The organism is Streptomyces sp. NPDC088706, from assembly GCF_044752765.1.
In the GTDB taxonomy this organism is placed as follows: domain Bacteria; phylum Actinomycetota; class Actinomycetes; order Streptomycetales; family Streptomycetaceae; genus Streptomyces.
The window spans coordinates 14,957-35,564 of the sequence record NZ_JBIVLW010000007.1; the positions used below are offsets into that span (position 1 = coordinate 14,957).

Below are 20,608 nucleotides of genomic sequence, written 5' to 3' on the forward strand. Positions count from 1 at the left end.
GCCGGCTCCCGGCCGAAGCCCGGGGCGGGTGTCACAGGCTCATGAGAGGCTACGTCTCCAGCGGCTCCGCACCCTGCGAGCGGCACCGCACGACGGCCGACAGAACGGGGAACCAGCGCACATGACCGCTCCGAGCGATCCCGCACCGCCCAGTACCCCAGCGGCCGTTCCGTCCGGCGGCGCCCGCGCCCCGCGCGGGACCGGACGCCTGCTGGCCGTGAGCGACCTTCACGCGGCGGTCAGCGACAACCGGCCCATCGTGGAGTCCCTCCAGCCCACCTCCGACGCGGACTGGCTCATCGTCGCGGGCGACGTGGCCGAACGCCCCGACGACATACGCTGGGCGCTGGCCCTCCTCGCGGAACGTTTCGCCAAGGTGATCTGGACGCCCGGCAACCACGAGCTGTGGACCCTGGACCAGGATCCGGTCCGCCTGCGCGGCCAGGCCCGGTACGACCACCTCGTCGAGCTCTGCCGCGAGCTCGACGTGATCACCCCGGAGGACCCCTTCCCGCTGTGGCCGGGCCCCGACGGGCCGGTGGCGATCGCGCCGCTGTTCCTCCTGTACGACTACACCTTCCGCGCCCCGGGGACGCACACGAAGGAGGAGTCGCTGGCCGTCGCCCACGAGTCCGGCATCGTCTGCAACGACGAGTACCTGCTCCACCCCGACCCGTACCCGTCCCGTGACGACTGGTGCCGGGCCCGGGTCGCGGAGACCGGGCGCAGACTCGCCGAGCACGACCCGGAGATCCCGCTCGTCCTCGCCGGGCACTGGCCGCTGGTGCGGGAACCCACGGCGGTCATGTGGTACCCGGAGTTCGCCCAGTGGTGCGGCACCGAACTGACCGCCGCCTGGCACCGCCGCTTCAACGTCACCGCCGTCGTCTACGGGCACCTCCACATCCCCCGGACCACCTGGTACGACGGCGTGCGCTTCGAGGAGGTCTCGATCGGCTATCCGAGGGAGTGGCGCCAGAGGGGCCACCCCCGCGGCCTGCTGCGCCAGATCCTCCCGTACGAGCCGGAGCCCGCGCCCCCGGCCCGTACCGGCACCGCCACCTCCGGAGGCTCCCTGTGATCGAGCGGCTGCTGCCCGCGGACGTGTCCTGCGCGGCGACCCGCCAGGAGAGCGTGCCGGACGGAACCCTGTTCCCCGAGGAGGAGGAGCTGGTCGCCAGGAGCGTGCCCAAACGCAGGAACGACTTCGCCACGGCACGGGCCTGCGCACGGCGGGCCATGCGCCAACTGGGTCTGGAACCCGTCGCCGTACTCCACGGCAAGCGCGGAATGCCCCTGTGGCCCGAAGGGGTCGTCGGCAGCCTCACGCACTGCGACGGGTACCGGGCGGCGGCTCTGGCGCGCTCGGCGGACGTGCTGTCTCTGGGCGTCGACGCCGAGCCGCACGCCCCGCTGCCCGACGGCGTGGGCGAGCTGGTGGTACGCCCCTCGGAACGCGCACGGTTCACCGGGCCGTCGGCCGGGGAGGAGGGCGTGATCCACTGGGACCGGCTGCTCTTCAGCGCCAAGGAGTGCGTCTTCAAGACCTGGTACCCGCTCACCCTGACCGAGCTCGACTTCGACGAGGCGGACCTGACCTTCCACCGGGAGGACGACCGGGCGATGAGCGGCACCTTCACCGCACGGCTGCTGCGCACCGACCCGGCCCTGCCGCCGGTGCTGGAGGGGCGCTGGCGGGTGGAGGACGGCATCGTCGCCTCGGCGCTGCTGCTGCGGCCGGACTGGCGGGAGACGGGCGGCGCGGTCGGCCGACAGTGAGTGGCCGCCGCGTGGCCGGGGACGGGGAGGAGCTCCGGCCGGTGGTGTTCAGGAGCTCCGGCGGTGGTGTTACGAAGTTCTGGCCGGTGGTGTTCAGGAGCTCCGGCGGTGGTGTTACGGAGCTCCGGCCGGTGGTGTTCAGGAGCTCTGAGGGGCGGTCAGCGGTCGCCCCAGCCGGACGTTCCACCGGTCCGACCGTCCGCTGAGCTCCGTCAGGGCCAGGGGCGCGACATCCAGTCGCCAGAACGCCACCGGCGGCAGCGCCAGAGCGTGCACGACCGCCGCCCGTACGACGGCGGGCTCGGCGACGCCGAGGACGCTCCCGCTCCCGCCCCCGCCGCCGGCCCCGGCCAGCCAGCCGCCCACCCGCTCCAGCAGGTTCCGCAGCGACTCACCTCCGTGCGGAGCCGCCGCGGGGTCGTCGATCCAGGCGGCCACCGCGGCGGGTTCGGCGGCACCCATCTCGTCCAGGCGGCGGCCGCTCCAGCGCCCGAGGTCCCAGCCGGCGAGCGCCGGTTCGAGGTCCGCGGTGAGGCCGAGCGCGGCGGCGGTCCCGCGACACCGCTCGGACGGGCCGCTGAGGACCAGCCCGGCCTCCGGCACGGCCGGGGCCGCTGCCCGCGCGTCCCGCTCCCCGGCCCGGTCCAGCGGGGTGTCGCCGTCGAAGCGGGCCCCCCGGAGCGCCGCGTTCATCGCCGGTGAGACCAACATCACCCGTACTGTCATGTTCCTGGCCCAAGTCCTTCCGTGGCGACCCCAACCCGCTTTGTCTGCGGGCGATTCGGGGCCTGAAGCTCTGCAGATTGCACCATGGCGGCGCCTGCGTACAGGCGGTATGGTCACGTCGACCATGACGACGGTGTGATGGAAGCCCGGTGAGAATCCGGCACGGTCGCGCCACTGTGTACCCGTACCTGTGCGGGAAGTCAGACCCAGCACCTTCGTCGGATGCACCACGACAGGGACGCGTGTTCCCACAGGAGGTTCCGCCATGGCGCAGTCCGCCGCCCCCGCAACCGGGGCACCTGCGATCACCCCGATCTCGGCGAAGGCCCTTGCCCCCTGGGCGGTCTTCGTCGGCATCCTGGCGCTCGTGCTGCTGTACTTCGTCGGCGCCGAACAGGGCGCCACCGCACTCATCTCGGGCGAAGGCGTCCACGAATGGGTCCACGACGGCCGTCACCTGCTCGGCTTCCCCTGCCACTGAGCCATCCGCGGAGTTCGGGCAAGCAAGGGAACAAAGGGAAACAGGGAACGTCTCGTGAACTCCATATCTGTCAGAGGTCTGCTCGTGCGCGGCATGCTCGCGGGCCTGGTTGCCGGCGCGCTGGCCTTCGCCGTCGCGTACTTCCTCGGCGAGTCCCAGGTGGATGCCGCCATCGCCATCGAGGAGGCGCACAGCCATGACCACGGCGGCGGCGAGGAACTCGTCAGCCGCCCCATGCAGGCCACCGGCGGGCTCGCCACCGCACTCCTGGTCTTCGGCGTCGCCGCGGGCGGGATCGCCGCCCTCGTGTTCTGTTACGCGCTCGGCCGCATCGGCGACTTCGGCCCCCGGGCCACGGCCGCACTGATCGCGGGCGCGGCGCTGCTCACCGTCTACGTCGTGCCGTTCCTGAAGTACCCGGCGAACCCGCCGGCCGTCGGCAACCCCGACACGATCGGCCAGCGCACCGCCCTGTTCTTCCTCATGGTCGCCCTCAGCGTGCTGCTCGCCGTGGCCGCCGTGATCGTCGGCAAGCGGCTCGCACCGGGCCTGGGCAACTGGAACGCGACCATCGCGGCGGTCGCCGGTTTCCTTCTGGTGATCGGGCTCGCCTATGCCTTCCTGCCCTCGTTCGACGAGGTCGGCAAGGACTTCCCGGCCAGCCTGCTGTGGAAGTTCCGACTTTCGACGCTCGCCGTCCAGACCGCGTTCTGGAGCGGTTTCGGCCTGATCTTCGGCTACCTCACCGAGCGGCTGCTGGTCTCCGTGAACGGCGCCGAGGCGCCCCGCGTGGCGACACCGGTGGGCTGACCGACCACGCTCCAGACAGAACCCGCCGGGGTGTATCCGGCGGGTTCTGCCGTTTCCGGGGGCAGTAGCGGCGTTACCCGTCCCCAAGGTCATAGTGGGTAGCGTCGCTACACTTTTGATGTTAGCGTTGATTACGCCGGGTCCCACGGAACCACCGCGGCCCCTGTCGCAGGAGGGATGTCATGACCGTTCAGTCCGAGTCCGTGCCCACCGCCGCCGACGCCCCCCGCCGGGTGGCCGTGGTCACCGGGGGATCCCGGGGCATCGGCCGGGAGAGCGCCGAGCGGCTCGCCGCCGACGGCCTCGCGGTGGTCGTCACCTACGCGGGCAGCCGGGCCGAGGCGGAGACGGCGGTCGCCGCCATCACCGCCGCGGGCGGCGAGGCGATCGCCCACCGTGCGGATGTGGCCGACGAGCAGGCCGTCGCAGGCCTCTTCGACGTGGCCGAGCAGACGTACGGCGGCGTCGACGTGGTCGTGCACGCCGCGGGCGTGATGGCTCTCGCCCCGCTGGCCGAGCTCGACCTCGACGAACTCGACCGGATGTACCGCACCAACATCCGCGGCACCTTCGTCGTCGACCAGCAGGCCGCGCGGCGGGTGCGCGGGGGCGGGGCCGTCATCAACTTCTCCAGTTCCGTGCTGTCGCTCGCCCTGCCCGGCTACACGGCCTACGCGGCGACCAAGGGGGCCGTCGAGGCGATGACCCTGATCCTCGCCCGCGAGCTGCGCGGCCGGGACATCACGGTCAACGCCGTCGCCCCCGGTCCGACCGCCACCGCCCTCTTCCTGGACGGCAAGGACGAGGAGACCGTCGCGCGGATGGCCGCCCAGCCGCCGCTGGAGCGGCTGGGCACCCCGCAGGACATCGCCGAGGTGGTCTCCTTCCTCGCCGGTCCCGCCCGCTGGGTCAACGGCCAGGTCCTGCGGGCCAACGGCGGCATCGTCTGAGCGCCCCCTCCCGCCTTGATAGCGTCCGTCCGATGAGTAGTACGAGCACACGGAACCGCATCCTCCACGTGGCCGCCGAGCTGGTCGGCAACTCGGCCGACGGCGACATCTCCACGCGCGCCGTGTGCGAGGCGGCCCAGGTCGGGGCACCGGCCCTCTATCGCCACTTCGGGGACAAGGAAGGCCTTCTGTCGGCCGTCGTCGACCACGGATTCGAGCGGTATCTGACGGCGAAGCGTGAGCGTGAGGCGAGCGCGGACCCCGTGGAGGACCTGCGCCGCGGCTGGGACAGCCACGTGGAATTCGCCGTCCGCAACCCGAACCTCTACCGCCTGATGAACTCCCCGGCGATGCGGACGCCCCCCGCCGCGGCACTGGAGTCGCACCGCATTCTCACCCGGGACCTGGAGCGCGCCGCCGCCCAGGGCCGGCTGCGGGTGGCGCCCGCACTCGCCGCCCAGATGGTGATGTCGGCCAACGTGGGGGTGGCGCTGATGCTGGTCGCCCGGCCCGCGACCTTCGACGACGCCGACATGTCCCGCCGGGTGCGCGACGCCGTGCACGCCTCGATCCTCACCCCCGACCCGGGACCGAGCGCGCCGGAGGAGGCCGAAGTGCCTTCGACGGCGGCCCGGTTGAGTGCCCTGCTGCGGCAGGCGCGGGGGTCGGGACTCAGCACCGCCGAGGCGGCGCTGATGGGGGAGTGGCTCGACCGGGTGGCGAACACCCGCCCGGGGGGCTGAGCACGCCCGCCCCGGAGGGGGGAGTGGACGGTCAGGACGGTACGGGGGAGGGGGCGTCGCCGTCGCGGAGCTCGTCCTCCACACGGCGCGCGGTGTTCTGGACGATGCTCCCCCAGGTCGTCGCGCACCTCGTGTTCCTCGCTCCCGTACGGGCCGTACGCCGTCACCGAGAGCAGGAGGTCGCCGTTCCACAGGACGAGGGTGCGGCCGGGACGGCCCCGGTCCTCGTCCGGTCGCCCGTACGCGGTCGCGTGCACCCGCTCCGGCCCACGCCCGTGTGCCCGGTCGAGGTCCTCCTTGACGCGGTACGCGCGGCGGGCGGGCCCGACGTCCTCGTACACGGCGGCGGTCGTGCTGAGTGTCCAGAACTCTCCGTCCGGGCCCGTGAGATCGGCCAGACAGCCCGTCTGCCGATACCGGGGCCGGGTGCCGTTGCTGCCGATGTCCTCCCTGCCCTCCGGGTGCGCGGCGTCGGTGGTGGAGCCGAGAGTGAACCCCTGGGCGAGCGGCGCGCCCGCGAGCAGGCCGCAGGGACTGCTGGTCCAGCTGTGCACCCCCGCCGCGCGGGCGCGGGGCTCGCCCGCGTCCACCCCGGCTCCGTCCTTGCCGTCCCCGGAGCAGCCGGACACGGCCACCGCCGCCGACGCGATCAGCGCGGCCACCCGCGCCCGGCGTAATTCCGCGTCCCTGGATCTGCGCATCCCCCGCCCCTTCGTCCCGGAAAGCTCATTATCGGGTGCTCGTACCGGTGGGTATAGGAGGACAGGGCGCACCGGGCCGGTGCGCCCCGCCCCTCCTCCGCGCGGGCCGACGCCGGTCAGAGCTTGCTCGCCCGCGTCCCGAAGTCACCGGAGAACGCGGCGGCCATCCGCAGCTGCGTGGCCGCCTCGGCCTGCCGTCCCTGGCGCTCCAGGGTCCGGCCCAGCATGAGGCGCGCATAACCCTCCACCGGGTCCAGCTCCAGGACCGCCCGCAGCTCCTCCTCCGCCCGGCCGAGCCGGGCGGAGTGGTAGTAGGCGCGGGCCAGCAGCAACCGCGGCGCGACCTGCTCCGGCGCCTCCTCGACGAGCCCGCGGAGGATCCGGGCGGCCGTGAGGTACTCCTTGGCGTCGAAGAACATCTGCGCCCGGTCCCACCGGTCGGCGGCCGTGCCGAACTCGTAGTAGGTCTCGTTCACGGGTCCTCCTCCTCATCGTGCGGGTCACCCTCCCGGTGCGTGCCACCGAGTTGCCGTCCCGCCGTGCGTCCAGCCATGCCAACACCACACAATGGTTGAACATTCCACTAAAACTTTGGCGTGGGGACCGACGCTCCACGGTCGTACGGGAATAGGTTGAACGCCATGAGCAATCTCGATCGCCAGGCCACTCCCTCCGTCTGCGGGGGGCGAGGCTTCGTCGTCGCCGAGCCGGTCCGCGAACTCCTCACCCCCCGCCGCGTCCCGCTCGGCGAGTCGACCGAGGTGCGCCGGCTGCTCCCCAACCTGGGCCGCCGCATGGTCGGGGCGTGGGCCTTCGTCGACCACTACGGTCCGGACGACATCGCGGACGAGCCCGGCATGCAGGTGCCGCCCCACCCGCACATGGGCCTGCAGACCGTCAGCTGGCTCCACGACGGCGAAGTCCTGCACCGTGACAGCCTGGGCAGTCTGCAGACGGTGCGCCCCCGCGAACTGGGCCTGATGACCTCGGGCCGCGCCATCAGTCACTCCGAGGAGAGCCCGGAGCCGCACGCCAGGTTTCTGCACGGCGCTCAGCTCTGGGTGGCCCTCCCCGACGCGCACCGCCAGGTGGAGCCGCACTTCCAGCACCACACGGACCTCCCCGCCGTGACCGCCCCCGGCCTCACCGCCACCGTGATCCTGGGCGAACTGGACGGAGCCGCCTCGCCCGGCACCGCCTACACCCCGATCGTCGGCGCCGACCTGACCCTGACCGAGGGTGCCGAGGCCCGCCTCCCGCTGGACGCGGACTTCGAGTACGCGGTCCTGTCGATGTCGGGAGAGGTCGAGGTCGACGGCGTACCCGTGCTGCCCGGCTCGATGCTCTACCTCGGCTGCGGCCGTACGGAACTGCCGCTGCGCGCCCTCTCCGACGCGAGCCTGATGCTCCTGGGCGGCGAGCCGTTCGAGGAGGAGATCGTGATGTTCTGGAACTTCGTCGGCCGATCCGGTGAGGAGATCGCCCAGGCCCGCGACGACTGGATGAACGGCCCGCGCTTCGGCGAGGTGAAGGGCTACGACGGCGCTCGGCTACCGGCACCGGAACTGCCCGCCACGCCGCTGAAGGCGCGGGGGAGGGTGCGCTGAGCTGAGGCAACCGCCCGAACTGACATCAGGCCGACTGGCGTGGTGAAGGCTCCGTCTCTCATCGAATCGGAGCTGCTCACCTGGTCCTTACGGTGTGCTGCGGGTCTTGGGCGGGACCCCGAGGTAAGGCAGGGTGCGGTGACGTTCGGTGGAACGAATGCTGACTTCACTGACCGGTAGTCAGTTCATCCGGTGGTGGTTCGCGCCATGTTGTCGCGCCAGCAGTGAGCCGGCCGAGGTTCCGCCCGCAAGGCGGTCCGAGGGCGACTGCGGCCGGTAGACCGGGCGTACTCGAGGAGAAGGCAGGCGAATGGACGACGACCTGACCGGCGCGGTGACAGACCCCCTGCGGTTGCTGCTCGTCTCGGATACCCATGTGCCCCTGCGCACAAGACAGCTTCCCGGTGAACTACTGCGCGAGACGGAACGGGCGGACGTGGTCGTCCATGCCGGGGACTGGGTCGACGTGGCCACACTGGACCTGTTGGAGAAGTGCGCACGCCGGCTTGTCGGCGTGTACGGCAACAACGACGGTCCAGAACTGCGGGGCCGGTTACCGGAGGTGGCCCGCGTCCAGTTGGGGGGCCTGCGATTCGGCGTCGTCCACGAGACGGGTGCCGCTCGTGGGCGGGAAGAGCGCTGCGCCGCCCTCTACCCTGACCTGGACGTCCTGGTCTTCGGCCACAGCCACATCCCCTGGGACACCGAGGCGCCAGGTGGGCTACGCCTGCTAAACCCCGGCTCGCCGACGGACCGCAGACGTCAGCCGTACTGCACGTACATGACGTGCACGGTGGCGGACGGAATGCTCGGCGAGGTCGTCCTGCACCGCCTGCCCAGGCGCTGACCCCTCTCCACCGGGGCCTGACCCGCCAGGGCGGGGTGACAAACCGCGGCGCCTGCTCGGCCGTGGTTGGTCCGGCGGAAAGCGGGCGCCGCCATCGGCCTGGTCCGTGCTCAAGCCTCCAGGCTGCCGATGGCCTCGGCCAGCCACTTCTTTTCCTCGGTGCCGGTGGCGCGAGCGATGCGCAGCATGCCCTGCTGGAAGAGGCTCGGTGCCTCCTCGGCTCGCAGGGGCTCGCCGTCGCGGTAGAAGAAGCTCGCCGGGATGTCAAGCAAGGTCTGCCGCCGGCGCAGCACCGCAGCCTGCTCGGCACGGTCCGGGAGATGGTGCAGGAACGCCAGCAGAGTGAAGAAGCGCTGCCCGTCAGTGATCTCGGCCTCCTTGGGCTGCCGCAGTCGGGCCAGCAGTTCGGTGCGGCCCGCCTCGGTGAGGGACAGGACCCGACGGGGTACGGCGCCGCTGCCAGGCTCGGTGTGCTGCTCGACCAGACCGGCTTTCACGAGCCGGGAGATGGCCGGATAGAGCGCCCCGTCGCTCACCGGGCGGATGTGGCCACTGAGGCCCTGGATTCGGGCCCTCATCTCGTATCCGTGCAGGGGATCCTCGAAGAGGAATCCCAGAATCGACAGCTCCAGCATGCGTCGAGCTCCTTCCTGTGCCTGGCAAAGCGCTTGCCCGTCCCGTTCGACCATGCGATAAGAGGGGTGTCGTCATGGGGGCAGAACACCGGCGCAGGCTGGTGTCACTCGCGTATCCGGTCTACTTCGAGCTTCTCGCCGGGGTCACCGCCGGAATCATCAACATGGTCTGGGTGGCGCGGCTCGGCGGGGGCGCTGTCGCCGGAGTGGCTGTCGCCACGAATGTCGAGAACCTGCTACTCGGCGTCATCCTCGTCGCAGGCTCGGGGACGACTGTGCTCGTCGCCCAGGCCACAGGAGCGGGGGATCCAACAGCGATGTGCTCCGCCGTGCGCGGCGGCTGGGTCCTGTGGGCGCTCGTCACACCCCCGGTCGCCATCGGTGGATACCTGTGCCGCGAACCGCTCGCCCACCTCGTACTCGGCGGCAGCGGCGGTGATTCGCTGCCGCTCGCCACCGGCTATTTCTCGATCGCCTTGCCAGGAATCGCGGTGTTCTACGCCACCAACGTCGTCGACGGCATCCTCAAGGGTGCGGGCGACACCCGCACCCCGATGAAGCTCGCTGTCCTCGCCAACGGGCTGATCTTGGGCTGGATCCCTTGTTCATCCTGGGATGTGACCTCGGAGTACGTGGGGCGGCGATCGCTACAGTACTGGGCCGGACGGTCGCGCTCATGTGCGGTTTCGTGGCGCTGCACCGCAACGCCGTACTGCGACAGGCCACCCGGACGGCCCTGCGGGTGGCCGGTTCGCTCAGCGCGATGCGCGCAGGACGGCTGCCATCGGGTTCCCTATGTCGGCCGACTTCGTCGTACGGATGGCGGGGGCGCTCGCCCTCGTCGCCATCGTCGCCCGGATCGGCGTCAGCGAGGTCGCCGCGTACGGAATTGCGACGAAAGCGATGTACGTCGCAACCATGGCCTTCTACGCGATACGCCAGGCCGCCTCCATCCGCACCACCCACCTGCTCGGCGCCGGACGCGACGAGCGGCGGGCCGTCGGGCGAGAGGTGCTGGTCCTTGCCGGCGCACTCGGGCTCACGGCCGCGTTGGTACTGCTCGCTGCCGCGCCGTGGATCATGCGAGCCTTCGGCGGTGAGGGAGAGGTGGCAGAGGCGGGGACACTCTATCTGCGCTGCCTGGGGCCGTACTTGACGCTTCTCGCGTGCTTCGTCGCGCTGGGCGGGGTGTTCGAGGGCGGCGGCGGCAGTCCGGCCCTCGCAACGATCACCGCGTGCGGCGTGGCACTCCAACTCGCGTTCGCATTCTGCCTGTCGGGGTTGGGCCTGCCGGGCATCTGCTTGGCCATGGTGCTGGCCATGGCACTCCAGTGCGCGGCCATCACCAGGATGTACCGGCGTACGGTATGGCCGACAGCCACCGACCGCGACAGCAGCGGGGTGAGGATCTCCGTCGCAGAATCCGACCGTCCCTCGCCCGACAATCGACGTGCCCAGCACCGGAGTTGAGAGTTCCCGCGGGTCGGTACGGGGGTGGGGGGGAGGTCGCGTCGGCAGGTGACGTGCGGATCTTCGCCGGCTTCGACGGCTTCTCCGGGCAGCAGCCACGGGTTGTCCTGGCGGTAGGTGGGGTGTATCCGGCGTGGACCGGGGTGATCAGGTGGTGCCGCCGCTCATCCGGCGCTGCAGCTCCCACAAGGACCGGAAGAGCCCTGGCTCCTGGGTGAGCTGGACGTAGGTGCCCTCCTGCACGATCCGGCCCTCGTCCAGGACGACGATCCGGTCGGCGACGGCCACGTTGGTGAGCCGGTGAGTGATCAGCAGGACGGCGCGGTCCTTGGCCAGTTCGCGCAGGCCGGAGAAGATCCGGTGCTCCGCACGGGCGTCGAGTGCGGCCGTGGGTTCGTCCATCACCAGCAGCGCTGCCTGCCGGTGGAAGGCGCGGGTGAGGACCAAGCGCTGCCACTGCCCGCCGGAGAGCTGCTGTCCGCCGAACCATTCGCTGGTCAGGAGGGTGTTCAGGCCGGAGCGGAGGTCCGGCAGTATCTCCGCGGCGCCGGACGACTCGCACGCGGCGAGCAGGGCTGCGTCGCTGGCGTCGCCCTGGCCGAACGTGATGTTGTCACGCATCGTCAGCGGCAGGTACGTGAATTTCTGCGGCACCAGGGCGACGTGCTCCCACGCCCCCCAAGGATCGAGGTCCACCGTGGAGGCGTGGTCCCAGGCCACGGTGCCCTCGGTGGGCAGCAGCAGCCCGCACAGCAGGCGGGAGAGGGTGGACTTGCCGGAGCCGTTCTCGCCGACCAGTGCCACGATCTCGCCGCGCCGTACGTGCAGGGAGACGTTGCTCAAACTGTCCTTCGGGGCGCCGTCGTAGCGGTAGGTGACGTCGCGGACCTCGAAGCGCTGCGGGGCGGCGGCCAGGGGATGGGTGCCGCGGGAGTCGGTCATGGCCTGGCCGTGGGCGTTGTCGAGGAAGTTCTGCCAGTCCTGCACGTACCAGCCGGTGCGCACCAGGCGGGCCCCGCCGCTGATGATGCCCCGCACCGAGCCGGTGGCGGTCTGGAGAGCGAAGACGGCGCCGCCGCCGGCCGCCAGGCCCATCCGCCCCGAGGCCAGGAGCCACAGCAGCGCCACCCACACCGCGATCGAGGCGATCCCACCGACCGTGGCCCCTGCCAGTCCCATCCAGGCACCGGTGTTCGCGGCCCGGCGTTCGGCCGCGTTGACGGAGGCGGCCAGCTTTCGGTACCGGCCGATGAGGAAAGGACCGGCCAGGCAGGCCCGCATCTCCTCACTGGACTCCATGTAGGCCATGTGCCAGCGCAGTTTGCCCAGCATCCGGCGCCGCCCGGAGGTCTCCAGGCCGGCCAGGTAGATCACGCGGGCGGAGCGGACGTAGGCGGCGGCCTGCGGCAGGCACGCGAGGAAGAGAAGGGGGAGGAGCAGCGGGTGCAGGACGGTCAGAACGGCTGCGCCGGCGGCGAGGGTGGCGGTGGCCGCGAGGACGTCCTGCGCTTCCTCGACGAGGTCGGGGGTGACCTGGGCACCGCGGTCGGCGATGTCGTAGGCGTCGTTGTAACCGGGCTTGTCGTTGGCGGCCAGTTCCGCGCCGAGCGCGGCCTCGATCATCGTCAGCTCCGCCGCCCGGCCGAGCACCGGGCGCAGACGGCCGGTGAGCCAGACGACGGTGATGCCCAGCAGTGCGCGCAGGCCGGTGGCGGCGGCGATGACGGCCAGTTGCGGGGCGGCATCCCACAGCCGCTCGGTGATGTCGCCCGAGGAGACCAGCGCGGTGATCGTGCCCGTGACGGCCAGGAGGCCGAGGGCCGCGAGGACACCGGTCCCGATCTGGCACAACAGCAGGCCGACGGTCGCGCCGCGGTCCACGCGCCAGGCCATCCGCACCGAGCGCCGTACGAGCGAGGGCAGGCGCCGCGCCATGGTGCGCGAGGTCAGCAGGGAGCCCGCCTGGAGCCGCGACTCGTCCCGGTAGAGATATTCCTCCTCACGAACACCGGACTCCCGCGGTTCGTCGTCCGGCGTGGCGCCCTTCGGTGGTTGCGGCGGCTGGTCCTGTGTCATGGCCGAGGTCATCGTTCCCCCTTGGACGGTGCTGCGGCAGAGTCATGAGGTCCAACGACATGGCCGCAATATCGAACACATGTCATTCGGTCGGACCGGGAGGCCCGCGATTCCCCGCGTGCGGGACCTCGCGGGCGCGGGACCCCTGGTCCGGCCCGGGACGAGTCCGGGCGGGAGATGGCCGAAACGCCGACACCGCCGCGCTGCGTGGACGATCCGCCAGGCCATCCCGGTGGTACCTGGACGAGCCGGTCCCGGAGCGCGTCGGCGAGGCCGCGGCGGGTCGGGTCGCCAGGGCCGTGGTGAACGCCTTGGCCGACGCCTGAAGGAGCCACGTCGATCCGCCCCGTCGGCGACCGAACCGCGGCTGCTGCCACGGCGGTTGATGGAAATCCTCTTTCGCGGGTATCCAGGCTCGTATGAACTTTCCGAGACCGGTCAGATTCCTGCTGCTGTTCCTTCTGGTGTTCGTGGGAGGGATGCTGTATCTACGATTCGGCAGGGACGAGAGCTGGGGCGGGTCCCTGCTCATCGCTCTGATCTCGGCCCCGTTCGTGCTCGGTTGGTGGAAGTTCCGGGACTGGTACATGGGCCGTGCCCGGGCGGCGGGGCGGAACTGGCGTGAGTCGCGTGAGTAGCGAGCAGTCCGCGACGTACGGCCCGAAGGCCGGTGGCCAGGGCGCCGAGAGCGCGGTCCCGCCGCGGCCGCGGAGCAGATGCGCTCGCGGGATCGTAGCTGGCGGTCATCCCCGGGGTGGCGGGGCTCGCTTCACGCGAGAGGCCGACGCCGCTTCGGGCGGGGCTACGACGGCAGAGCCCGTGCACGCACTTCGTCCCCGGCGTGTCCGAAGGCGGAGAACACACGCTCCTCCCGCTGGGCGGCAGCGGTTCGCGGACTGCTCCAGTCCAGCACCTGCCGTGCCCTGTCGTGTGTCCGCTGAGCGGCGGTGCGGCTCTCGGCCAAGGCGTTTCCACGCTCCTGGACAAGGAGGTCGTAGATCGGCGTAGTCGCTGATATCGCGGGAGTACTCACGAAAGGTCATCCTGCCCGCTCTTCACCGTTTCAATGACTGCTCATGCCGGTGTCTTCCGCGTGCGAAGGGCGGTCATACGGGAATCCGTCCTTCCGCCCGATGCGACGGCTACGGTCTTAGGCATGACAATCACGGGGAACTCACGGTCGAGACGAATGGTGGCGGCGCTGGTCGGTGCCACCGCTGTCGTGGTGTTCGGAGTCGGCGGCGCGCTGGCCGCGGATACGTCGGACGACGGGCCTGGCGGTTCGAGCGGTGGCGGCGAAGCGTCGGGCGGGTCGGACGGCGGCACTGTCAGCGGTTCCGGTGGGTCGGACGGCGGCAGTGTGAGTGGGTCTGGCGGGTCGGGCGGCGGCAGTGTGAGTGGTTCCGGTGAGGCGAGCGGGGGCGATCCCGGCACCAGCGGGGGTACCGAGCCCAGTACGAGCCCGACCGGTCCGCAGCCCACCAGCGGACCCACCTCCTCACCGTCGGGCCCGACGGATCTCGCGGAGGTCGCCAAGCGCATCGACGACCTGGAGAAGAAGGTGGACGAGCTGCCCACCAAGAAGGAACTGGCCGACGCGCTGCGCGCGTTCGCGGATTCCCTGGAGCAGCAGGGCTGAGGACGGGCTGCGGGCGGCCCGGCGCCGCCCGCGGCCCGACCCCGGGGCGCGAGGGAGCATGGAACGGGCGGCACGGGACACACGCAAGTCAACTGGCCCGCACGGACGAGCAGTCGGGCCTCCCGTTCCTCAGCGCCCCCCGAAAGTGAGACATCATGCCGCTGACATTCCGCAAGAGCTTCAGGATCCTGCCCGGCGTCCGCCTCAACATCAACAAGAAGTCGTGGTCGATCACCACCGGCGGGGGCAAGCACGGCCCCCGCCACACCCGCAGCAGCACCGGACGCCGGACCACCTCGATGAACCTGCCCGGCCCCTTCGGCTGGCGCAAGACCAGCCGCGGCTGAAACCATGCGCGCGCCCCGCGCCCGCCCGCCCGCGCCTCGCGCCCGCCCGCGCCCCGCGCGGGCGCGTACGCGAATCCATGCGACGGTTCGGCAGGCGCGGAGGCACTCAGCCCGCGGCCTCCTCCTCCGGTTCCACCGCCACCGCCGGCACGGTGAACCGGTCCAGGCCCGCCAGGTGGTCACCGAAGCCGCCTCGGGCGCGCGGACGCATGCGGGCCGATGTGGTGACGGGACAGGCGGAGGTCCGCAGGACGGGCGCTCCGGTCCGTTCGAGCGCGTCGACCAGCCCGCGGTCCTCGTCGAGCGGGACCGGTGGGAAGCCGCCGGCCGCCGCGTAGGCGCGGCTGCTGACACCGAGGTTGGCACCGTGTACGTGCGGGTGCCGCCACACATGGCCCGCCCGTGGCCGGGACACCTCGTAGAGGCGCTGGTAACGGGCAGCGAGTCCCGGCCTGTCCACCGGCCAGCGGTCGACGGACACGGTGCCGACGACGGCTTCCCAGCCCTCGGCCGCGCACGCCAGCTGGAAGGCGAGCCAGTCGGCCCGCACCGTGCTGTCGGCGTCGGTGGAGGCGATCCACACCCCGCCCGGAGCGTCGCCGAGCACGCTGAGCGCGGCCCGCACCCCCGCCGCCCGGGCCCGCCCCACGTTGCGGAACCGGACGGGTACGACGAGAGCGCCCGCGGCCCGGGCGAGGTCGGCGGTGGCGTCGGTGCAGCAGTCGGCCGCGACCACCGTGAGCACGTGCACCGAAGCGAGGTCCGGGTGTTCCGCCGCCGTCCGCACCGATGCCAACGCGGCGGGCAGCAGGTCCTGTTCGTCGCAGGCCGGAATGACGACGGCGACCGCTCCTCCGGCGCCGCGCGGTCCGGTCATACGAGCCCCTCGCGGGCAGCGGGGGAGGGGAGTGCCGCTCCGTCGGGGCCGGTGCGCGCGTACACCTGGAGCACGAAGTCCTCCTCGCGGTGGTCGGCGGTCAGCGCCAGCCCGGGAGACGAGCCGACGATCTCGGCCAGCGTGCTGCCGGTTCCGCGGTGGTCGGGCACCGGGTGGTTCCAGTGGACCGTGACCAGGGTGCCTCCCGGCTCCAGCGCACCGACCGTACGGCTCAGGACGTCCTGGAGGGTGCGGGCGTCGAAGTAGTAGAGCAGCTCGGACAGGACGATGAGATCGAAGCTGCCGGGCGGCCATTCGGCGGGGACGGTGAGTCGGCGCACGTCCACGTCGGGGAGCCCGAAGGTGCGCTCCCGTGCGGTGGCGACCGCAGACCCGACGCGGTCGCAGGCCACCACCTGGTCGCAGCGTTCGGCGAGCCGGACGGTCAACTCGCCCACCGAGCAAGCCGGTTCGAAGGCGCGGCGGTAGCGGGGGAGGGGCAGGCTCGCCACCGTGAGGTCGTACTTGCGGCGCTCGTACCAGCGCTCGGCGAGGTGCCAGGGGTCGGGAGCGTCACGGTACATGTCCTCGAAGTACGTGGCGGGGGTGCCCGTCGCGCCGGAGGCGTCCGGTGTTTCCCGTGCGCCGCTCACCGGAACACCACCTCCCGGTCGCGCAGATGGTGCGCCAGCTCCTCCGGGGGCAGGATCGGCGCGTCGCCCGGGCCCGGCCCGAGCGGGGCGATCTGGCTGACGAACCGGTCCACCGCCGCCCGCTTGCGCCGCCGGACCTCGGCGGGCAGCTCGATGCGGGCCGCGCGCTTCCACGGCACCCGGTCATCTCCGGGCGCGGCCCAGTGCCACATCCAGACCGGATAGAGCCAGCAGGCGACGTCCGCCGAAGCCGCCGCGCGTACGGCGGCCCGGCCCGCCGCCTCGTGGTCGCCGTGCACGTCACCGGTCCACGGCGCGACGACCAGGTCAGCGCCATCGGCGAGGAGCGCGATCCGGGCCGTGATGTGATCCTCGTGCGCCGCCACCTCGGTGTCGGGGACGCGCAGCCGTACGACGACGGAGTCCGCCGCCCCGAGCTCGGCCAGCGCCGCACGCGTCTCGGCGGTACGCACCCGTGCGAGTTCGTGCGCGGTGACCACGTCGCTGTCGGGATGGGAGCCCTCTCCATCGGTGACCGCCACCACCGTTATCCGCGCGACGGAGGCCGCGAGGAGGGCGATCGCGCCGCCGAAGCCGAGCACCTCGTCGTCGGGGTGCGCCGCGACCACCACCACGCGGCGGAACGGCTCGACGGTAGCCTCCGGCAACCGGGCCCAGCCCGGCCAGGCCCGCCAGGCCGCTTCGTCGGTGCCGGGCGCCTGGATGGGGTCCGCGAAGGCCCGGTCCCGGGTGCCGGTCACCGGCCGTCCTCCGGCCGGGCCAGGAGCGCGCCGAGCCCGGCGAGATCACGTTCGGCGTGGTGCTGGCGGATGTACACGGCCAGGTCGGCCACCGTGCGGGCGTGCGAGGCGTCGTGGCACAACGGTCCCGCGCCGGTCGCCCGGCCCACGTGATCCAGCACCTCGCGGCAGACCGACTCGACGAAGGCGCGCACCCGCATCGCCCGTAGCCGGGCCTCGCCCCGCTCGTCCTGAGGGTCCGCGTCGATCTCGTCGGCCGCCCGCCCCAGCAGCACCCCGGCCGCGTACAGCTGGACGTCCACCGCCCCCAGATGAGCATCCGTGTGCGGCTCGGCGCGGCTCGCCGCCGCGTCCTGCAGCACCCGGGCCGCCGCCACCGCACCGCCGTACCAGCACGCGGCGACCCCGATCCCGCCGTGCCAGAACCCGGGCCTGCGTACGTACGCCTCCGGTCCGCCGACCTCGCGCGCCGGTACGTCGGCGAACCGCACGTCCGGGGTGTCGCTGCCCGCCATGCCGAGGGCCCGCCAGGTGCCCTCCACCGGACGGCAGCCCGCTCCGTCCACCCGTACGGCGAAGAGCCGCCGCTCGTCCCCGGCCCGCGCGGTGACCAGCGCGTGGGTACAGCTGTGCGCACCCGAGCAGTACCGCTTCAGCCCGCTCAGGACCCAGCCCGCCCCGTCCCGGACGGCCGTGAGCCCCTCGCCCGGGGGCTCGGCCGCCCACACCCCCCACCGCTCCTGAGGGGACGGTGCCGGTGCTCCCAGCTCCGCGAGAACGGCCGTGGCGTCGACATGCCCCTCGACCAGGCGGGCCACGCACAGGTCGGCCTCGGCGACGGTGCGCAGCGCCGCGAACCGGTCGGCGGTGCTCCCGGAACCGGGCAGCGGGAACCGGAGTTCCCCGGCCCCGATGCGCCGGACCGTATCCGTGAACCCCGCCGCTGCGACGACCGAGGCGGCGGGCGGGTCGCCGAGCAGCGCGGAATCGGCGGGCATGAATGGGGCTCCTTCAGGACTGACGAGCAAGTGTGACAAAACGGGCCGTCCCTCCGCTGTGGTTCGACTCCCTGGGGCCGCGCCACCGCGTACCCAGGGCGATGGTCCTCCCCAGTGCCCCTCTCACCAGGAACGAAACACGCGGAAGGGGAAACGCCGACCGGTCCGTCGCGCGGCGGTGGCACGGTCACCGGGCGCCGCCGGACAGCGGTGGACGGTCACGCTCGGCTCACTTCCGGCCAAGAGCTCATCAAGGTGCGACCAAGATTTGTCCTGGGAGAAAATCCGCTCATCGCAGGGAAGTTAACGTCCAGGCGTGACCATGACGCCAAACGCTCAGACGTCGCCGGCGACCACCCGCCGCGCGCTTCTCCGCGCCTCCGCCGCCACCGCGGCGGGCGGCGTACTCGTAGCCGGAGCCTCGCCCGTGGGTGCCGTCACCCGGACCCCGGTAGCACGTCCCACGAGGCCCACCACTCCCGCCGCCGCGCTGGCCGCGCTCTTCGCGGGAAACCGGCGGTGGCGTACGTTCCACCAGCGGCATCCCCATGAGGCCTCTTCGGTCCGCCACTCGCTGGTGTCCGGCCAGTCCCCCTTCGCCCTGATCCTCGGCTGCATCGACTCCCGCGTTCCACCCGAACTGGTCTTCGATCAGGGGCTGGGTGACCTGATGACCGTCCGCTCGGCCGGCGAGGTGCTGGACGAGGCGGTGCTCGGCAGCATCGCCTACGGCGTCCTGGAGCTGGGCATCCCGCTGGTCCTGGTGCTGGGGCACCAGTCGTGCGGTGCGGTCGCCGCCGCCGTGCACGCGGAGGAGACCGGGGAGCACCTGCCCGCGCACATCCAGTACGTGGCCGACCAGATCGGACCGGCGATCGTCCACTCGCAGCACGGCGACGCCCGGGTGGACGCCACGGTCAGCGCGCAGGTCGCACGGGTCCGGTCCCGGCTCGCGGCCGAGGCCGACCTCGCGGCCAAGGTGGCTGCCGGACAGCTGCAGATCGTGGGCGCGCGCTACGAACTGGACACGCAGCTGGTCCACCGGATCAGCTGACCGCCACCGCCACCGCCACCGCCACCGCCACCGCCACCACCGTCACCGTCATCGCGCACGCGCCGAGCACCGCGGCCGAAACGTCCGCGCCGGTCAGCCCGAGAGCCGTGCCAGGGCCTCCGGGACCTCCGTCACCGAGTCGACCAGCGCGATGCGGGACGCCATCGGGCGATCCCGCGCCAGCGACGTGAGCAGCGGCCAGGCCGGCAGTCGCTCCGTCCAGTGCGCCCGGTCGACCAGGACCATGGGCGTCGGCTCGCCGCGTGACTCGTAGTAGTTGGGAGTCGCGTTGTCGAAGACTTCCTGGACGGTGCCCGCGGCGCCCGGCAGGAAGACGACCCCGGCGTTGCACCGGGCGAGCAGGCCGTCCTCGCGGGTCGCGTTGGCGAAGTACTTCGCGATGTGGCCGGCGAAGGCGTTCGGCGGCTCATGGCCGTAGAACCAGGTGGGGATCCCCACGGAACCGTCGCCTCCGGGCCACCGGTCCCGTACCTCGAAGGCGGCGCGCGCCCAGCCGGTGACCGACGGGCTGAACGACGGTGTCTTGCCGAGGAGGGCGAGGGCCTCGTCCAGCATCTCGTCCGGATGCGGCGCGGCGTAGGCGCCGAGGTTGGCGGCCTCCATGGCCCCCGGACCGCCGCCGGTGGCGACGGTCAGCCCCGTGCGGGCCAGTTCGCGGCCCAGGCGCGCCGCCCCGGCGTACGCGTCGCTGCCCCGGGCCAGGGCGTGGCCACCCATCACTCCGACGACCCGGGCGCCGACGAGGAGTTCGTCCAGAGCGTCCGAGATCGCGTCGTCGTGGACCGACCGGAGCATCGAGGCGAGTATGTCGCCGTCGGCCTTGGTCCGCTGGAACCACGCATAGGCCAGCGCGTCCGGCGTCGCCTCGTAACCGCCCGCGTCCAGCCCCGCGAAGAGCTGTTCGGGCGAGTAGAGCAGGCCCCGGTACGGGTCGAAGGGGAGGTGGGGGACGGGCGGAAAGACCAGGGCCCCGTCGGCCTGTATCTTCGTCGCCGCCTCCGGCGCCATCGGGCAGCCGAGGAAGACGGTCTTGGAGGTGTCGGTGGACAGCAGGGCGAGCCTACGTTCCGTCAGATCGACCGACTGGATACGGAAACCGCTCAGCGATCCGCCCAGGACCGCCTGGTCGAACGCGTCCCGGCTCTCGATCTCCCCGTAGAGGCCGTCCGCCCGCCGTTCCCAGTGCCCCTGGCCGTCCCGCGCCGCGGTCGCTCGTGCTTGCTGACCGTATCCCTCGCCATTCGCCATGCGGACACGATAGGCCGCTCCCGTCCCCCGGGGGGAACCGCGGTCCGGAAGCCCAACCAGTCGCTTTGTCTCCCCAGTAGAGAAAGTTGACGCCAGGTACGTCAAAGGGCTTTCTGGTCCGTGGAAAAGCCATTACCTTCCTGCTCTGTACCCGACGAACAGGACTGAGTGCCCCTCCCTCCCCT

The 20,608-nt window shown here is 72.0% G+C and carries 22 protein-coding genes and 1 pseudogene; 14 read left to right on the plus strand and 9 right to left on the minus strand.

All coding sequences use genetic code 11. The annotated features are described in order from the left end of the window. Positions 1 to 121: 121 nt before the first annotated feature. Together ACIQAK_RS18275 and ACIQAK_RS18280 are read left to right on the plus strand one after the other, a co-directional pair. Positions 122 to 1,081, plus strand: a complete 960-nt coding sequence (locus ACIQAK_RS18275) for a metallophosphoesterase (protein WP_366389242.1) — start codon at positions 122 to 124, stop codon at positions 1,079 to 1,081. Beyond that, on the plus strand, positions 1,078 to 1,779 hold the full coding sequence (locus ACIQAK_RS18280) for a 4'-phosphopantetheinyl transferase superfamily protein (RefSeq protein WP_366389241.1): 702 nt from the start codon (positions 1,078 to 1,080) through the stop codon (positions 1,777 to 1,779). Before ACIQAK_RS18275 ends, ACIQAK_RS18280 begins: the two co-directional genes overlap by 4 nt. Before the next feature lie 138 nt (positions 1,780 to 1,917). Here the strand turns inward: ACIQAK_RS18280 and ACIQAK_RS18285 are convergent, their stop codons facing one another. Then, positions 1,918 to 2,505: a histidine phosphatase family protein gene (locus ACIQAK_RS18285; protein WP_366389240.1), complete on the minus strand. Its 588-nt coding sequence runs from the start codon at positions 2,503 to 2,505 to the stop codon at positions 1,918 to 1,920. A 265-nt stretch (positions 2,506 to 2,770) separates the two neighbouring features. Between ACIQAK_RS18285 and ACIQAK_RS18290 the strand changes: the two genes are divergently transcribed. The 4 genes from ACIQAK_RS18290 to ACIQAK_RS18305 all read left to right on the plus strand — a co-directional run bounded on the left by ACIQAK_RS18290 (position 2,771) and on the right by ACIQAK_RS18305 (position 5,489). After that, entirely contained in the window at positions 2,771 to 2,986 is a 216-nt protein-coding gene (locus tag ACIQAK_RS18290) for a CbtB-domain containing protein (protein ID WP_030565757.1), read from the plus strand. 54 nt (positions 2,987 to 3,040) lie between these two features. Further along, the gene (locus ACIQAK_RS18295) at positions 3,041 to 3,796 is read left to right on the plus strand and encodes a CbtA family protein (RefSeq protein ID WP_366389239.1); all 756 of its coding nucleotides are present in this window, start codon (positions 3,041 to 3,043) and stop codon (positions 3,794 to 3,796) included. Between the two features lie 182 nt (positions 3,797 to 3,978). Continuing rightward, complete coding sequence (locus tag ACIQAK_RS18300) at positions 3,979 to 4,746, plus strand: SDR family oxidoreductase (RefSeq protein WP_366389238.1); 768 nt, start codon at positions 3,979 to 3,981, stop codon at positions 4,744 to 4,746. A gap of 32 nt (positions 4,747 to 4,778) precedes the next feature. Further along, positions 4,779 to 5,489: a TetR/AcrR family transcriptional regulator gene (locus tag ACIQAK_RS18305; RefSeq protein WP_366389237.1), complete on the plus strand. Its 711-nt coding sequence runs from the start codon at positions 4,779 to 4,781 to the stop codon at positions 5,487 to 5,489. Between the two features lie 817 nt (positions 5,490 to 6,306). Here the strand turns inward: ACIQAK_RS18305 and ACIQAK_RS18310 are convergent. After that, entirely contained in the window at positions 6,307 to 6,666 is a 360-nt protein-coding gene (locus ACIQAK_RS18310) for a tetratricopeptide repeat protein (RefSeq protein WP_366389236.1), read from the minus strand. A 165-nt stretch (positions 6,667 to 6,831) separates the two neighbouring features. Here ACIQAK_RS18310 and ACIQAK_RS18315 point away from each other — a divergent pair, with 165 nt between their 5' ends. Beyond that, on the plus strand, positions 6,832 to 7,797 hold the full coding sequence (locus tag ACIQAK_RS18315) for a pirin family protein (RefSeq protein ID WP_366389235.1): 966 nt from the start codon (positions 6,832 to 6,834) through the stop codon (positions 7,795 to 7,797). Positions 7,798 to 8,143: 346 nt separating this feature from the next. Then, positions 8,144 to 8,644 (plus strand): metallophosphoesterase, encoded by a 501-nt coding sequence (locus ACIQAK_RS18320; protein WP_366389360.1) that lies wholly within the window; start codon positions 8,144 to 8,146, stop codon positions 8,642 to 8,644. 110 nt (positions 8,645 to 8,754) lie between these two features. On the opposite strand, the gene ACIQAK_RS18325 is transcribed toward ACIQAK_RS18320, so the two are convergent. Continuing rightward, positions 8,755 to 9,279, minus strand: coding sequence for a PadR family transcriptional regulator (locus ACIQAK_RS18325; protein WP_366389234.1), 525 nt, complete (start codon positions 9,277 to 9,279; stop codon positions 8,755 to 8,757). A gap of 164 nt (positions 9,280 to 9,443) precedes the next feature. On the opposite strand from ACIQAK_RS18325, the pseudogene ACIQAK_RS18330 reads away from it, so the two are divergent. Both ACIQAK_RS18330 and ACIQAK_RS18335 read left to right on the plus strand, forming a co-directional pair. Continuing rightward, positions 9,444 to 9,803: pseudogene (locus ACIQAK_RS18330) on the plus strand (MATE family efflux transporter); the annotation flags it as partial. Positions 9,804 to 10,074: 271 nt separating this feature from the next. Then, positions 10,075 to 10,749 carry an MATE family efflux transporter gene (locus ACIQAK_RS18335; protein ID WP_401848392.1) on the plus strand — a complete coding sequence of 225 codons (675 nt, stop codon included), beginning with the start codon at positions 10,075 to 10,077 and terminating at the stop codon, positions 10,747 to 10,749. Positions 10,750 to 10,896: 147 nt separating this feature from the next. Here ACIQAK_RS18335 and ACIQAK_RS18340 read toward each other — a convergent pair whose 3' ends face one another. Continuing rightward, a complete protein-coding gene (locus ACIQAK_RS18340; RefSeq protein ID WP_366389233.1) occupies positions 10,897 to 12,837 on the minus strand; it encodes an ABC transporter ATP-binding protein in 1,941 nt (646 codons plus the stop codon). Between the two features lie 407 nt (positions 12,838 to 13,244). On the opposite strand from ACIQAK_RS18340, the gene ACIQAK_RS18345 reads away from it, so the two are divergent. The 3 genes from ACIQAK_RS18345 (at position 13,245) to ACIQAK_RS18355 (ending at position 14,811) form a co-directional block, all read left to right on the plus strand. Beyond that, positions 13,245 to 13,463 (plus strand): hypothetical protein, encoded by a 219-nt coding sequence (locus tag ACIQAK_RS18345; RefSeq protein WP_366389232.1) that lies wholly within the window; start codon positions 13,245 to 13,247, stop codon positions 13,461 to 13,463. A gap of 755 nt (positions 13,464 to 14,218) precedes the next feature. Next, a complete protein-coding gene (locus ACIQAK_RS18350; RefSeq protein WP_366389231.1) occupies positions 14,219 to 14,464 on the plus strand; it encodes a hypothetical protein in 246 nt (81 codons plus the stop codon). Between the two features lie 155 nt (positions 14,465 to 14,619). Beyond that, positions 14,620 to 14,811, plus strand: a complete 192-nt coding sequence (locus ACIQAK_RS18355; RefSeq protein WP_366389230.1) for a DUF4236 domain-containing protein — start codon at positions 14,620 to 14,622, stop codon at positions 14,809 to 14,811. 106 nt (positions 14,812 to 14,917) lie between these two features. Here the strand turns inward: ACIQAK_RS18355 and ACIQAK_RS18360 are convergent, their stop codons facing one another. From ACIQAK_RS18360 to ACIQAK_RS18375, 4 genes are all read right to left on the minus strand, one after another. Further along, positions 14,918 to 15,688: a glycosyltransferase gene (locus tag ACIQAK_RS18360; RefSeq protein ID WP_366389229.1), complete on the minus strand. Its 771-nt coding sequence runs from the start codon at positions 15,686 to 15,688 to the stop codon at positions 14,918 to 14,920. After that, positions 15,685 to 16,272 carry an SAM-dependent methyltransferase gene (locus ACIQAK_RS18365; RefSeq protein ID WP_366389359.1) on the minus strand — a complete coding sequence of 196 codons (588 nt, stop codon included), beginning with the start codon at positions 16,270 to 16,272 and terminating at the stop codon, positions 15,685 to 15,687. The genes ACIQAK_RS18360 and ACIQAK_RS18365 overlap by 4 nt, the downstream gene beginning before the upstream one ends. Before the next feature lie 65 nt (positions 16,273 to 16,337). Continuing rightward, positions 16,338 to 17,102, minus strand: coding sequence for a PIG-L family deacetylase (locus ACIQAK_RS18370; protein WP_366389228.1), 765 nt, complete (start codon positions 17,100 to 17,102; stop codon positions 16,338 to 16,340). Then, positions 17,099 to 18,100 carry an acyl-CoA dehydrogenase family protein gene (locus tag ACIQAK_RS18375; protein ID WP_366389227.1) on the minus strand — a complete coding sequence of 334 codons (1,002 nt, stop codon included), beginning with the start codon at positions 18,098 to 18,100 and terminating at the stop codon, positions 17,099 to 17,101. The genes ACIQAK_RS18370 and ACIQAK_RS18375 overlap by 4 nt, the downstream gene beginning before the upstream one ends. Before the next feature lie 322 nt (positions 18,101 to 18,422). Here ACIQAK_RS18375 and ACIQAK_RS18380 point away from each other — a divergent pair, with 322 nt between their 5' ends. Continuing rightward, positions 18,423 to 19,154, plus strand: a complete 732-nt coding sequence (locus tag ACIQAK_RS18380) for a carbonic anhydrase (protein ID WP_366389358.1) — start codon at positions 18,423 to 18,425, stop codon at positions 19,152 to 19,154. 93 nt (positions 19,155 to 19,247) lie between these two features. Here ACIQAK_RS18380 and ACIQAK_RS18385 read toward each other — a convergent pair whose 3' ends face one another. Next, positions 19,248 to 20,423, minus strand: a complete 1,176-nt coding sequence (locus ACIQAK_RS18385) for a Rossmann fold nucleotide-binding protein (protein WP_366389226.1) — start codon at positions 20,421 to 20,423, stop codon at positions 19,248 to 19,250. Positions 20,424 to 20,608 lie beyond the last annotated feature (185 nt).